The organism is Bradyrhizobium sp. Mp19 (assembly GCF_029952935.1).
Taxonomy (GTDB): Bacteria; Pseudomonadota; Alphaproteobacteria; order Rhizobiales; family Xanthobacteraceae; genus Bradyrhizobium; species Bradyrhizobium elkanii.
Genome location: NZ_JASAUT010000002.1, coordinates 297,959 through 311,884, shown reverse-complemented (window position 1 = coordinate 311,884; position 13,926 = coordinate 297,959). Strand labels below are relative to the sequence as shown.

Genomic DNA, 13,926 nt, shown 5'->3' with positions numbered 1-13,926 from the left:
AGGCAATCCACGCCCCCCCGCCAGACCGCTCGCTCGCTACTGCATGCCAGCCGAACTGCTGGTCGTGGAGGTTTGGGCGATCGTCCGCAGCCCGATCTGGAACATGAACGCGTGACTGAGGACGGGCGGCGTCGAGCCCGCCTGATAGGTATAGGACGTGACATAGTTGGCGGCCAGCACGAAGCAGTCGTCCACATAGCCCGCGCCGAACGCGTACTGGTTGATTTTGTTCGCTTCAAGGTCCCAGCGCGCCGCGCCCTGAACCACCCAGTTCGCCGCCACCTTGATCGATCCGCTGGCGAGGATGCCTTCGCGGCGCGTCAAATAGCCAAGTTCCGGCTGCGCGGCATAGTCGCCGTACATCAGGCTGACCGACCAGCGGTCGAAGTTCGCGCTGGCCTGGGCCTCGAACCGGTTGATGTTCCAGGTCGCCTCGTCCATCCGCGAGCGGACGCTGAACGTGTAGGTGCGGTTGGGCGAGTAGGCGAGGCTGGCGACATAGTCCGAGCGCGGATTCTGCAGGCCGGAGTCGACGCCGGTGTTGGTGACGTCCGCGACCGCGAACGAGTTCAATCCGAACATCTGGTAGGACTGTCCGAACATCGCCTTGACGCTGCCGCCGCGATCGAACTGCGTGGTGGCCTGCACGCCGACATTGGCGCGACTGCCGCCCTCGACGCGGTCGTAGCCGGAGAACTTGTCGACCGCGAACAGGTTCGAGGTATCGAACACCAGGCTCTGCGCGTCCTCGTTCGGAAGCTTGCCGGCGTCGGGCTCGTTTGGCCGGATGATGACCTGCGCAATCGGCTCGATGGTCGTCGTGCCCCACGGCTGCACGTTGATGAAGGGGTAGCGGTATTCGAAGCCGACGGTCGGCATCAGGCGGACCGTCTGGGTGTCGCCGACCGGCAGGAAGTTGGAAACGCCCGGCTGGTTCGAGATGTCGGCGTTGATGGCATCGGCGCGGACGCCGACGAACGGCGTCCAGATCTGGCCGAGCGGGTCGGTATAGGATTTGCGCCACTGCGCCTCGGCGGTCAGCCTTGTGTAGGTGCCCGGCATGCCGCGCAGCAGGCACTGCGACGGCGTCCGCGCCATCGGATCAGCGGACGTGGTCGTGCACAACGGGTTAAGGGGGTTGGCGGCCTGTGCCGTGATCGGGTCGAACACCGCGGTTTCGCGGGTCAGGTTGGTGAAGTTCACCTTGTAGCTGAACTCGCCACCGAAGATCGGGCTGTTGATCACGTTGTTGTAGTCGATGACAGGCGCGACCACCGGAACCTGGTTCTGGTTGCCCGAGTAGCTGAGATAATAGATCGCGCGTGCGTCGAAGAAGCTGCGGTTGCCGACGCCGGTCAGATAGAGTTGCGAGATCGCCTCGGTTGGCAGCGACAGGAACGATCCGAACGGGTCCTTGTACTGGGCCAACCGGTAATCGGACATGAAGTAGTAGTCGGACAGCAACACGCCGTCCCAGCCCCAGGTCCATTTGTCGTTCAGCGCGAACTGACCCTTGGTCTCGATACCGCCGCGGAACTGGCGGTCACCGGGCTGGCCCTTGAAGGCGTCCTGATCGAGCTGGTCGATGCCGTAGAGCCGGATCTGATAGGCGCCGTTCGACAGACGCTGACGGAATTCGCCCTGGAAGAGCACGCCCTGCTTCGACGTGATGCGCGGATTGAAGGTTGCGTCGAAGTCCGGCGCGAGCGCGAAGTAATAGGGGATTTCGACGCCGACGCCGAACGCCGAATACGTGGTGAAGCCCGGCATCAGGAAGCCGCTCTTGCGCTTCACGGTCGGATCGGGCGTCGAGAAGTAGGGCAGATAGGCCATCGGAACGCCGAAGAATTCGAGCTGGGCGTTCTCGAAATAGAGCATCTTCTCGGTCTGGTTATGGATGATGCGCGCGCCCTTGACCTGCCAGAGCGGCGGCTTCTTCGGATCATCCTTACAGGGAGCGCAGGCGGTATAAACGCCGTTGTCGAACACCGTGTAATTGCCGCTGGACCGATCGGCGCGGGTCGCCGCCATGCGGGTCTGGTCTTCAGTGTCGACGCGCAGCGAATCGACGAAACCGTCGCGGTAGTCGTCGCTGAGATCCATGATGTTGGCGTAGGTGATCTTGCCTTCCGCATCGGTCATGCGGATGTTGCCTTCGGCATGAAGACGCTTGGTCTTCTGGTCGTAGATGACCTTGTCGGCCTCGACGCTGGTGCCGTTGTAGAACATCTGGACGTTGCCGACGGCCGAGATGCGCTGGTTGTTGTAGTCGTAATCGACCTCGGTCGCTTGAACGAGCATCTGCCCGTCATTCTTGGCCGGCGGGCGGGGCGGCTTCGGCGGACGCGGATTGTAGGTGAACGCCTGAGCGGCAGCCGGCGTCGACGCGACAACATCGAGCGCGCTGACCACGACGAACGCGGCGAGGAGAGCTGAGATCGAAACGCCAAACGCGGCCATGCGGCTCCGTTGACGGCGCAGGACACTGCGCCGCCCGAGAGCAGGCGACCTCAACTGGCGGGCGGCGACGATAGCCACTACCCGTCCTCCTGGTACAGCAAGGCTAAGAAACCGGTGAGGCTGCCCACAACGACGGGCAACCACGCCGCAGCGATGGGATGCATCAACTCAGCCTTGCTCAAATCTTCAGTTACTTTCGACAGCACGTAGAGCAGAAAGCCTGCGCCCACGCCACTCAAAACCATCTTCTGCACGCCGCCCATCCGAAAGAAGCGGAGGCTCACAGAAGCCGCCAACATCACCATCGCAGCCAGCAAAAACGGCTGTGCGATGAGCTTGTGATACTGCAAGCGATAGCCAGCCGTCGCGAACCCTGAGCTCTCCGACGAACGGATGTAGTTCGGCAGTTGCCAAAAGGACACAGTTTCCGGGGTGGAGAAACTGTTGCGCACCTGTGCCGGGGTAAGGGTGGTGGTCAGGTAGAAGGTGTCCTGATCCACCGGAGGCTTATCGAGGGTGAATCGGCGTACTCCCTTGAACACCCAACGGCCGTCTTCGAGCGCCGCTTCGCGCGCTTCGATTCGCTCCTTGAACTGGAGCGCCGTGTCGAATCGGAACACGGTGAGGCCGGTCAGCCGGACGCCCTGCTGCTCGCTGCGGGCCGCATTGATGATCGCCTGACCCTCGTCGTTGATCTGGTTCAGCCAGAAGCCGGACGCGTCCTGAATGCCGCCGCCGGGCGCCGAGCCGAACAGCTCGGCTTCCATCCGTTTGGACAGCTCGCGCAGATTGGCCGATACCGGATTGTAGGCGGTGGTCGCGAAGATGCCGAGCATGATCGCACTGGCCAACGCCGGCGAGATGAATTGCCAGGCCGAGACGCCGGCGGCGCGGGCCACGACGAGCTCCAGCCGCCGCGACAAAGCGAGGTAGCAGGTCATCGCGCCGATCAGCACGCAGAATGGCATCAGCTTCTCGAGCAGCTGCGGCACCCTGAATAGCGAAGTCTCCGCCACCGTGATCGCGGAGGCCGAGACGAGGCCCGACGTCTTGCGCACCATCTCGATGTAGTCGACCAGCACGAGCAGCACGAAGATGCCCGCGAACACGCCCACCGCCGCGACCACGAAGCGGCCGGCGAAATAACGCCCGAGCGTGTTTGTGACCATGCTCATGCGGTTGCCGGCCTCCGGAAGAGGCGCGCAATGCGCTCGTTGTTCCTGTTGATCGCTTCCATCAGCCGCGGCGGCGGTTCGACGACCACGCCGCCGACGATCATCCAGATGCCGATGCCGATGCCGCCGAACAGCATCAGATACTGCACCAGCGCCGCGAGCGGCGTCTTCACCGCCATGACGGAGCAGGCGAACCCGACCATGCGCAGGCCGAACACCGCGAATACCGAGCCGCCGATCGAGAAATTGCGGCTTTGGCGCGTGGTGCGCGGCGCGCCGAGGAAGGCGAAGGTGAGGGCAGCGAACGCAAATGGATAGATCGGCGCCATGAAGCGATCATGCAGCTCCGCGAAGAACTGGCCCGACAGCTGCTGATAGGTCTTGTCTTCCTCGTCCGGCCACATCAGCTCCCAGAGATAGCGCTCGCGAATCCCGAGGGTGACGTCGCGGCCCTGCGAGAATTTCGACATGTCGAAGGCGTAACGGGCGAATGCGACCAGCGCCGGATCGCGCTTGCCAACCTCGAACCGTTGCAGATTGCCGTCATAGAGCACGAGGTACGAACCTCGATCGGTCTTCTGCACGGTGCCGTGGTCGGCGATGATGGTGACGCGCTCCTGCGGATCGCGGCGATCGTCGACGAAGACGCCGCCGAGCACGCCGCCGGGCAGGCGCTCGCGGATACGAATCGTCAGGTTCTGGTCGAGCTGGGCGAAGCGGCCGGGCTGCAGGATGTTGGTCAGCACGTCGGCGGTGATCTCGGCGTCCCACTGCTTGATTCGGCGCATGCCGTCGGGGGCGAGATAGGCGCCGATGAAGGCGACCAGAGCGGCTACCACGCAGGTGGCAAGGAAGAACGGCCGGAACAGCCGGATCGGCGAGAAGCCCGCCGCGTTCATGACGATGATTTCGGAATCGGTCGCGAGCTTGTTCAGCGTATGGGAGATCGCAATCATCAGCGCGATCGGGGCGATGATCAGCACCAGGGCGGGAATCACGAGACCGGTGATGCCAAGGAAGGTGAGGATGGTCTGACCCTGGCTGGTCATCAGGTCGATGCCGCGCAGCGCCTGCGTAATCCAGATCACGCCGGTGAGGCTGACCAGGACAAGCGCAAACGACGCCAGCGTCGTTTTAAAGATGAAGTCGGAGGCCAAGCGGTCTTAGGAAGACAAATATGTCTGGCAACTCCTTGGCTCACAGAACGACATGGCTACGATCCGACTTGGGTTCCCCTATGGTCGAGCCGCGGACCCGTCCGGCTCACTCTCTAGTCACTCTCTCACTACCATCCCTTTGATCCGTCAACAAAATGGCCGGGCCAAGGCACGCTTAATTTATGGTTAATTAATCGCTTTTGTGGCCTTCCGGCCACTCCGGCGCTTGGCAGCGACGCAGCCGACGGGTCATAGTGCGTGACAAGCCCGGTCCGGGCTGGTTCCGGACCGCCATCGCAATGCTCACCCCGCGTGCCGGAAGGACCGCCTCAGGTCCGAGCAACACCCTGAGTTCTGGAGGATTTTCCTATGTCCGACGCCGTCAAGGTCGGCTTTGTCCCATTCTCCGCGTCCGCTCGCGGTATTCTGGTCGCCTTTTGCGACGAGCAATTGAAGCTGGGAGCCGCCACCCGGAAGGCGCTGGGAGCCGCCGCCGAGACGGTCAAGCGGGCTGCGGCCGCCAACCAGTTCAAGGGCAAGAGCGGGGCGATCCTCGACATCCTGGCGCCGGAGGGAATCAAGGTCGAGCGGCTGATCGTGATCGGCACCGGCAAGGCAGCCGACCTCAAGGCGAAGGATTTCCTCAAGTTTGGCGGCGCGGTGGCCGGCAAGCTCAATGCCGGCAGCGGTTCGATGACCGTGATCGCGGAACTGCCCGATGCCGCGATGGCCGCCGGCCAGGCCGCCGCGATCGCCACCGGCATCCGTCTGCGCGCCTACAAGTTCGACCGCTACAAGACCAAGAAGAAGGACGGCGAGGACGCCGCCCTGCGGGCCGACGTCTCGATCGCCGTCGACGATGTTGCCGCCGCCAGGAAGGCGTATGCGCCCGAAGCCTCCGTCGTCGATGGTGTGAATTTGGCGCGTGAGCTCGTCAACGAGCCGCCGAACGTGCTGTATCCCGAGGAATTCGCACGCCGCGCCAGCCAGCTTCGCAAGCTCGGCGTCAGCGTCGAGGTGCTCGACGTCAAGGCGATGACCAAGCTCGGCATGGGCGCGCTGCTCGGCGTCGCGCAGGGATCGGCGCGGCCCGGCCGCACCGTGATCATGCGCTGGAACGGCGGCAAGAAGAGCGAGGCGCCGGTCGCGTTCGTCGGCAAGGGCGTCTGCTTCGACACCGGCGGCATCTCCATCAAGTCGGCCGGCGGCATGGAGGATATGAAGGGTGACATGGGCGGTGCGGCCTGCGTGGTCGGGCTGATGCACGCGCTCGCGGCGCGCAAGGCCCGCGTCAATGTGGTCGGCGCCATCGGCCTGGTCGAGAACATGCCCGACGGCAATGCGCAGCGTCCGGGCGACATCGTCACCTCGATGTCCGGCCAGACCATCGAAATCATCAACACCGACGCCGAGGGACGCCTCGTGCTCGCCGACGTGCTCTGGTACGTTGCCAAGAAGTTCAAGCCGAAATTCATGGTCGATCTGGCCACGCTGACCGGCGCGATCATGGTCGCGCTCGGCACCGATCACGCCGGCATGTTCTCCAACAATGACGAACTCGCCGAGCGCCTGGCCAAGGTCGGCCTCGAGACCGGTGAGAAGGTGTGGCGCATGCCGCTCGGTCCCGAATACGACAAGCAGATCGATTCGCAATTCGCCGACATGAAGAACACCGGCGGGCGCAACGGCGGCTCGATCACGGCAGCGCAATTCCTGCAGCGTTTCGTCGACGGCACGCCGTGGGCGCATCTCGACATCGCCGGCACCGCGATGGGCGCGCCGAAGACCGAGATCAATCAGAGCTGGGGTTCGGGTTATGGCGTCCGGCTGCTCGAGCGGCTGGTCTCCGACTATTATGAAGCCAGGAAATAGAGTGTCGGCCGGCGCATGACCGAGGTTCTGTTCTACCATCTGCAGAACATGACGCTGGAGAGCGTGCTGCCGCCGCTGCTCGAGAAGTCGCTCGAGCGCGGTTGGCGCGTGGTCGTGCAATCGACGTCGCAGGAGCGCACCGAGACGCTCGACGCGCATCTGTGGACCTACAGCGACGATTCATTCCTGCCGCACGCGACCTCGCGCGTTGCCGACGCGCAGGACCAGCCGATCATCCTGTCGATCGAGGAGGGCAACCCGAATCGGGCCAATGTCCGCTTCCTGGTCGACAATGCGGCGCTGCCGGCCGACTGCGACAGCTACGAGCGGGTGGTCCTCGTGTTCAATGGCGACGATCCCGACGCGGTGGCCTCGGCCAGGGAAAGCTGGACTGCTTGCAAGGCCCGCGGCTTCGAGGTCACCTATTGGCAGACCGATGAGCGGGGACGCTGGCAGCGGCGCCAATAGCGATAGCTACTAATTAATGATAATTCGACGTTTCTTGGGGCGGGCCACGGTCATGCCGCAAAGTGATGTTCGGACAAGCCCTTAGGTGAAGGGGTAGGAGCTTTGTCGATCGTGCAGGACGGAACATTCAGTCGGAAGTTTCTGTTGGCCTTGCTGGTGCTTGCACCGGGACTTGCCGGCTGTTCGGGCGCCGGATCCGACTTGTTTTCGCGCGATGCGGAATGGTTCTCGCGTCCCGGGCGGGTGTTCATCCGCAACATCTCGATCGAATCGCCGCCGCTGACGCCGGACAAGCCGGTGACGAACGACGATCTCGTCAGTGCCGACGGCAGCTGTCCAGGCATGGCACCGCCGCCGGGCGCCGCCGATGCCAACGCACAGGCCGGCGGTGCACCGCCGCCGCAGCCAACGGGCGGCAGCGTTGCACTCGGCCACACTGAATGCGACGTCGTGCGCGGCATCGGTGCTCCCGACAGTGTGAACCTGTCCAATGGGCCGGGCGGCGAGCGTGTTGCGGTCGTGACCTGGTCGCGTGGCGCGCGCGCCGGCATCTACACCTTCTCCTCAGGGCGCCTGTCGTCCGTCGAGCGCGGTGCGGACCCTGTGCCGGAGCCGAAGCAGGCCAAGCCGAAGAAGAAAAAGACCTCGCACGGCTAGAGCATTTTCGCCGGCGGCAGGTCGATGCCTGCATGCGCGGGCATGATACCGGAAGAAATGAGAGCCCTGGCTCCCTCCACACGTCGTTCCTGCCTATGCGCAATTGCGCACGGGAGCAGGGACCCATACTCCGCGGCGGATGTGGCTAAGGGGACTCGTCGTTCGACGATCGGGCAACAATGACCATCTGTGGTTATGGGTCCCTGCTGTCGCAGGGACGACACCGAATATGCGGCACCGCCCCGGTGGGTCAAATCTAATTCGCGGCTTCGTCGAGTTCGGCGCTGGCTTCCAGCCAGTCTTCCTCGGCGCGCTGTAGCGCGCTCTCGGCGCCGGCGCGCGCCTTGGTCAGTTGCGCGGCCTGCTTGGGGTCGCGCGTAAAAATATCGGGCAATGCGAGCGCGGTATCGATCTTGGCGATGATGCCGTTGATGCGCTCGATCTCGGCCTCGGCTTGCGCGACCCGCTGCCTGGGTGAAGCACGCTTCTCATTGCGGGCGCGCTCCAGCTTGGCGGGCTCCTTGACGCGCTCGCGCAAGGCCGGCCGGCCGTCATTGGCCGACAGGATCATGCGGCGATACTCGTCGAGATCGCCGTCATAGGCCGTCACGGTCTGGTTTGCCACGACCCACAGGCGGTCGGCGCAGGCCTCGATCAGATAACGATCGTGCGAGACCATCATGACCGCGCCGGGGAATTCGTTGATCGCCTCCGCCAGCGCCGCACGGCTGTCGATATCGAGATGGTTGGTCGGCTCGTCCAGGATGATCATGTTCGGGCCGTAGAACGTGGCAAGCCCCAGCAGCAGCCGCGCCTTCTCGCCGCCCGACAGGCTCCTCACCAGCGTGTCGCCGGCCTTGCCGGAGAAACCGATCGCGCCGACGCGGCCGCGCACCTTGCTCTCCGGCGCCTCCGGCATCAGCTTGCGGATGTGATCATAGGGCGAGCCGTCGAGATTGAGCTCGTCGACCTGGTGCTGGGCGAAATAGCCGACCGACAGCTTGTCGGCCCTCGTGATCCTGCCGGCAAACGGCGCGAGCTTGCCCGCCAGCAGCTTGACCAGCGTCGACTTGCCGTTGCCGTTGGCCCCGAGCAGCGCGATGCGGTCGTCGGTATCGACGCGCAGCGTCACGCGATTGAGCACGGGCTTGCCGGGCTCGTAGCCGACCGAGACGTCATCGACCGCGATGATCGGCGGCGACAGCAGCTTCTCCGGTGCCGGGAACGAGATCTCGTGAACATCCTGGGTCACCAGCGCGGTGATCGGCTTCATCCGCTCCAGCATCTTCACGCGCGACTGCGCCTGCCGTGCCTTCGATGCCTTGGCCTTGAAGCGGTCGACGAAATCCTGCAGGCGCTTGCGCTCATCGGCCTGCCGCTTGGCGTGCTTGGCGTCGAGCAGTTCGCGCGCGGCGCGCTGTTCCTCGAACGAGGAATAGGTGCCCTTGTAGAGCGTCAGCTTGCCGCGATCGAGGTGCAGGATCTGATCGACCGAGGTGTCCAGGAGATCGCGGTCGTGGCTGATCACGATTACCGTGCGCGGATAGTTGGCGAGATGGTTCTCGAGCCACAACGTGCCTTCGAGATCGAGATAGTTGGTCGGCTCGTCCAGCAGCAGAAGGTCGGGCGCGGAGAAGAGCGTCGCCGCCAGCGCGACGCGCATGCGCCAGCCGCCGGAAAATTCCGCGCACGGCCGCGCCTGGTCTGATGTCGAGAAGCCCAGGCCGGAGAGGATCGCCGCGGCACGGGCGGGCGCGGAATGGGCGTCGATGTCGACCAGCCGGGTCTGGATTTCGGCAATCCGGTGCGGATCGTGCGCCGTCTCGGCCTCGCGCTGCAGCGCGTCGCGCTCGAGATCGGCCTTCAGCACGACGTTGATCAGGCTTTCGGGCCCGTCGGGAGCTTCCTGCGCGAGGCTGCCGATACGCCAGCGCGGCGGAAGCGCGATGCTGCCGCTCTCGGTCGGGATGTCGCCCCGGATGGCGTGAAACAGCGTCGATTTGCCGACGCCGTTGCGGCCGACAAATCCGACGCGGGCTCCGGGCACAATTTGTACCGAACTGTGATCGATCAACAGCCGTCCGGCGATCCGGACCGAGATGTCAGTAATGGAGAGCATGCAGCGTTGTCACCGGACCCGCCGCCAAACGCAACCCGTCTGTTTGTAAAATCTCTCCCGGACGCTGTTGCAAAAACGCAATTGGGCTGCTGGTCAACCCTCAACATCTAATGGTGATCGCCTTCCCGTCGTTGCATCTCGTCGAGGAGCTGCTGCAGGCGGGACGAAAGCGCGGGCTCTGGCCGCAGGCTTTGCTGAAGCCGTTCACCTACGGCATCGCAGATGTAACGGCAGGTCTTGTGATCAATCTGATCGGCGTCCTTGTCGATCTTGCTCATTGTCATCGTCATGGCACATCTCTTGGCGAGTTCCACCTCGCGTGTTCGAGTAGCTCCTCGCCATGACAAGTCGCGACCCCTGATTTGGTTTCCGCGCCTTGCTCTCGCCTTGAGGTAGTGGGCCCCGTCATATGCCCGGGTTCCCCGGCGGACCTGAAAAAAAGCCCCGGCGCGAGGGCCGGGGCGAGAAGCAAGTCAGGGGAGCAGTCGACAGATTCGATGGATCAGTAGCAGCGGTTGACCAGGCGCCAGCGGGGGCCCCACGGGGTCGGCACGACGCGGCGCACGTAGCAGCCGCCGCCATAGCCATAACCGCCGTAATAGGCCGGGCCGCCGACGATGACGCGCGGGCCGCCCCACCAGCCGTGGTGCCATCCACCGTGCCAGCCGCCATGCCCGCCACCCCAGGCGGAGGCGGAGGTCGGGGGGAGCGCGGCGGCACCGAGCGAAACCGCGGCGATGGCGGCAAGCGAGAGTTTGCGTAACATGATCGTCTCCTCGAGCTATGGGCGCGCGCGACGCGCCCGCGGTGACATTTCCCGAGACGTCCTGTGAGGCTTGCGGATGGGGGGCCAGCAAGGCGTCCGATCACTGCAGAGCCTATGTGGGTGGAGCTGAACGGCAGCGGCACGGCGCTGACAGAATGGGTTCACCTAGGTGAAATCGCGGTAAGTTGGCCGAGCCGGCCGCTGGTCCGGAGGGCACCCAAACGACGGTTTTCGTCGTGAAAATCCGTCAAAACTAAAGGCTAACGCGTCACAGGGTCGCTTGCCGTTACCCCATCGCGCCGATATAAGCCCCGGCAACTCCCAGCCACGTTTACAAGGACGAAATCATGGCGATTGAACGCACCTTTTCGATCATCAAGCCCGACGCCACCGAGCGCAACCTGACCGGCGCGGTCAATGCGGTGATCGAGAAGGCGGGCCTGCGGGTCGTGGCGCAGAAGCGCATCCGCATGACCCGCGGCCAGGCCGAGACCTTCTACGCCGTCCACAAGGCGCGTCCGTTCTTCGGCGAGCTGGTCGATTTCATGACCTCGGGCCCGGTCGTGGTCCAGGTGCTGGAAGGCGAGGGCGCCATACTGAAATATCGCGACGTGATGGGCGCGACCGATCCGTCGAAGGCCGCCGAAGGCACCATCCGCAAGCTCTATGCGAAGTCGATCGGCGAGAATTCGGTGCACGGTTCGGATGCGCCGGAGACCGCCGTGATCGAGATCGCGCAGTTCTTCGCAGGCAACGAGATCGTCGGCTAACGCCGTATTGCTGAAGTGGCGCGGTCTCCCGAGGGGACCGCGTCGAAACAAACCGGGGAGCGGCGGACGATCGCCGTCAGGGGCGGCCGCAAGGCCGAATAGGACTCGCTGTGGACTGGCTGTGGCAGATCTTTGATCCGGCGTACATCGGCGCGTTCTTCACCGAATTCAAGAACGAGATGGCGACGCCGACCTTCTGGGTCGCCGTCGGCAAGATCATCTGGATCAACGTCCTGTTGTCGGGCGACAACGCGCTCGTGATCGCGCTCGCCTGCCGCGGGCTCGCGCCGCGCCAGCGCCTGTGGGGCATGATTCTCGGCGCCGCCGCGGCGGTGCTGCTGCGCGTCATCTTCACCGGCATCGTCGCCAGCCTGATGGAGCTTCCCTATTTGAAGCTTGTCGGCGGGCTGGCGCTGATCGTGATCGCCGCCAAGCTGCTGGTGCCGGAGCAGGAAGACGAGGACAGCGTGCACGCGGCCTCGCATCTGTGGGCCGCGGTTCAGATCGTCGTGGTCGCAGACATCGTGATGAGCCTCGACAATGTGATCGCGGTGGCCGCCGCCGCCAATGGCAGCGTGCCGCTGCTGGTGCTCGGCCTTGCGATCAGCGTTCCCCTGATCGTTGCCGGCGCGGCGCTGATCATGGCGCTGCTCACCAAGCTGCCGGTCCTGGTCTGGGCCGGTGCCGCGCTGCTCGGCTGGATCGCGGGCGATGTCATCGCGACCGATCCGGCCGTGCATCCGAAGCTCGACGCGCTGTTTGCCGGACCGCTCGGTGCCAAGCTCGATTCCTGGCTGACGTCGGTCGGGATGTCGCCGCAATTCGCCCATGGCGGCAATGGCGGCGAGATCGCGCTCGCGGTGCTCGGCATCATCGTGGTGCTGGTCGCGGGGTCGATCTGGCGCCGCCACGCACTCCGCAAGGCAAAGCACGCCGCCAAGGCGGCGTGAGCCCTGACCAAGGCGGCGTGAGCCCTAGCGCCGCACGATCGAGCCGACGCGCCCGACCAGCCGCGCCAATTGCTTGAAGCGGCTGCCGACGCGGTCGGCGACCAGATCCACCATCCGGTGCTCGAACACCAGCATCAGCTTGCGGCCCTGGGTGCGGAAATGGGTTGCCGGCAGCACGCCGGTGCGCGCCGCCGTGATCAGATGCGCCACGCGGAACGCGGCGCCGAGCACGCGGGCGCGCTCGTCCATCGCCGGCGTCACCAGAGCGCGGATCTGCGGCGGCGGCTCGTTCTCCTCGCTGAGCCCGGCGTAGCGATAGAACACCGACAGCGCGACGAAGGCGCGGCCCTGATGCGTGATCGAGCCGAAATTGCCGTTCATGATCAGGCTGAGGGTTTCCTCGCCGCGATGATCGGGATGCACCCGCCAGCCGATGTCCGAGAGCAGGCAGGCGACGTGCCGCAGCCTGCGGTCTTCCTCGGTCTCGCGCAGCCTGACGACGCGCACCAGCCGGTCGGTCCACGCCGTCAGCTCCTGGGCGTGGCGGGCCGAGCGCGACAGCAATTCGTTGAGGTTCTGCGCGGCGCAGAGCAGCCCGTCCTTGGCGCGTTCGGCCGGCGGCAGCATCTCGTAGAGCAAGCCCTCGCGCACGCCGAAGGTCGAGAACACGATGGTCTTCGGCTGGGCCACGCGGATGATGTATTCGAGCACGAGCGCGGCGTAGGCCAATAGCGGCCGCCGGGCATCGGCGACCGACTCGATATTGGCCAGCAAGTTGGTGGCCGCCAGCCGCCGCAGCCGCTGCGCGAAATCGAGCGCGTCCGCCGCCGGGATCGAATAGCCGTGCATCACCTTGAGCGGATAGCCGCTCTGGATGATGTGTATGCGCGCCAGCGCACGCCAGGTGCCACCGACCGCATAGAAGGTGCGGCCGCGGCCGGTCTTGAGCTGGGCAACGCCCAGCAGCTCGTTCTTGACGATGCGTTCGGCGCGCTTGAGCGATTTGTTGGAGAGGTCCTGCAGCGCGAGGCTGCCGAGCGGCAGCGTCACGCCGCTGCGCACGCGGCTGCCCTTGACGTCGATCAGTTCGAGCGAGCCGCCGCCGAGATCGCCGACGATGCCGTTGGGGTTGTGCACGCCCGAGACGACACCGAGTGCGGACAGCTTTGCTTCACGCGGCCCGGTGAGAATCTCGATCTTGGCGCCGCAGATGCGCTCGGCCTTGGCGATGAAGTCCGGACCGTTCTTGGCGTCGCGGCAGGCCGCGGTCGCGATCGCGTAGACGCGGCCGACCTGCTGGATCCTGCACAGCGCGCGAAAACGGCGCAGCGCGGTGAGCGCCTTGTTGACGGCATCGGTTGCGAGCAGGCCGGTGCTCTGCACCTCGCGCCCGAGCCCGCAGAGCGCCTTCTCGTTGAAGATGGTGATGAGGCTGCGCGCCATCGCCTCGTAAACCACGAGACGAACCGAGTTCGAGCCGATATCGATGACAGCGACGCTGGAAGCGCGCTTCCGCGGTCGCTTCACCGTAA

The 13,926-nt window shown here is 64.8% G+C and carries 12 protein-coding genes; 5 read left to right on the top strand and 7 right to left on the bottom strand.

Translation table 11 applies throughout. The features are described 5' to 3' along the window. Window positions 1-36: 36 nt before the first annotated feature. The 3 genes from QJT82_RS04245 to lptF form a co-directional block, all read right to left on the bottom strand. A complete protein-coding gene (locus tag QJT82_RS04245) occupies window positions 37-2,460 on the bottom strand; it encodes an LPS-assembly protein LptD (protein ID WP_245288944.1) in 2,424 nt (807 codons plus the stop codon). Window positions 2,461-2,537: 77 nt separating this feature from the next. After that, window positions 2,538-3,635, bottom strand: coding sequence for an LPS export ABC transporter permease LptG (gene lptG / locus QJT82_RS04240; RefSeq protein ID WP_028335173.1), 1,098 nt, complete (start codon window positions 3,633-3,635; stop codon window positions 2,538-2,540). Then, window positions 3,632-4,792 (bottom strand): LPS export ABC transporter permease LptF, encoded by a 1,161-nt coding sequence (lptF, locus tag QJT82_RS04235; protein WP_281446621.1) that lies wholly within the window; start codon window positions 4,790-4,792, stop codon window positions 3,632-3,634. Before lptF ends, lptG begins: the two co-directional genes overlap by 4 nt. A 369-nt stretch (window positions 4,793-5,161) precedes the next feature. Here lptF and QJT82_RS04230 point away from each other — a divergent pair, with 369 nt between their 5' ends. From QJT82_RS04230 to QJT82_RS04220, 3 genes are all read left to right on the top strand, one after another. Then, the gene (locus tag QJT82_RS04230; protein WP_028344809.1) at window positions 5,162-6,664 is read left to right on the top strand and encodes a leucyl aminopeptidase; all 1,503 of its coding nucleotides are present in this window, start codon (window positions 5,162-5,164) and stop codon (window positions 6,662-6,664) included. A 15-nt stretch (window positions 6,665-6,679) separates the two neighbouring features. Then, the gene (locus QJT82_RS04225; protein WP_028344810.1) at window positions 6,680-7,132 is read left to right on the top strand and encodes a DNA polymerase III subunit chi; all 453 of its coding nucleotides are present in this window, start codon (window positions 6,680-6,682) and stop codon (window positions 7,130-7,132) included. Between the two features lie 102 nt (window positions 7,133-7,234). Beyond that, complete coding sequence (locus QJT82_RS04220; RefSeq protein ID WP_080687028.1) at window positions 7,235-7,789, top strand: hypothetical protein; 555 nt, start codon at window positions 7,235-7,237, stop codon at window positions 7,787-7,789. A 256-nt stretch (window positions 7,790-8,045) separates the two neighbouring features. Here QJT82_RS04220 and QJT82_RS04215 read toward each other — a convergent pair whose 3' ends face one another. The 3 genes from QJT82_RS04215 to QJT82_RS04205 all read right to left on the bottom strand — a co-directional run bounded on the left by QJT82_RS04215 (window position 8,046) and on the right by QJT82_RS04205 (window position 10,674). Next, a complete protein-coding gene (locus QJT82_RS04215) occupies window positions 8,046-9,908 on the bottom strand; it encodes an ABC-F family ATP-binding cassette domain-containing protein (RefSeq protein ID WP_028344812.1) in 1,863 nt (620 codons plus the stop codon). A gap of 107 nt (window positions 9,909-10,015) precedes the next feature. Then, a complete protein-coding gene (locus QJT82_RS04210) occupies window positions 10,016-10,186 on the bottom strand; it encodes a hypothetical protein (RefSeq protein ID WP_259243911.1) in 171 nt (56 codons plus the stop codon). Between the two features lie 224 nt (window positions 10,187-10,410). Beyond that, window positions 10,411-10,674 (bottom strand): sulfur globule protein precursor, encoded by a 264-nt coding sequence (locus QJT82_RS04205; protein ID WP_264641824.1) that lies wholly within the window; start codon window positions 10,672-10,674, stop codon window positions 10,411-10,413. A gap of 347 nt (window positions 10,675-11,021) precedes the next feature. On the opposite strand from QJT82_RS04205, the gene ndk reads away from it, so the two are divergent. Together ndk and QJT82_RS04195 are read left to right on the top strand one after the other, a co-directional pair. Then, on the top strand, window positions 11,022-11,444 hold the full coding sequence (gene ndk, locus QJT82_RS04200) for a nucleoside-diphosphate kinase (protein ID WP_016847423.1): 423 nt from the start codon (window positions 11,022-11,024) through the stop codon (window positions 11,442-11,444). A 110-nt stretch (window positions 11,445-11,554) separates the two neighbouring features. Next, entirely contained in the window at window positions 11,555-12,394 is an 840-nt protein-coding gene (locus tag QJT82_RS04195; RefSeq protein ID WP_028344814.1) for a TerC family protein, read from the top strand. Window positions 12,395-12,418: 24 nt separating this feature from the next. On the opposite strand, the gene ppx is transcribed toward QJT82_RS04195, so the two are convergent. Beyond that, window positions 12,419-13,921 (bottom strand): exopolyphosphatase, encoded by a 1,503-nt coding sequence (gene ppx / locus QJT82_RS04190; RefSeq protein ID WP_028344815.1) that lies wholly within the window; start codon window positions 13,919-13,921, stop codon window positions 12,419-12,421. Window positions 13,922-13,926: the final 5 nt, after the last annotated feature.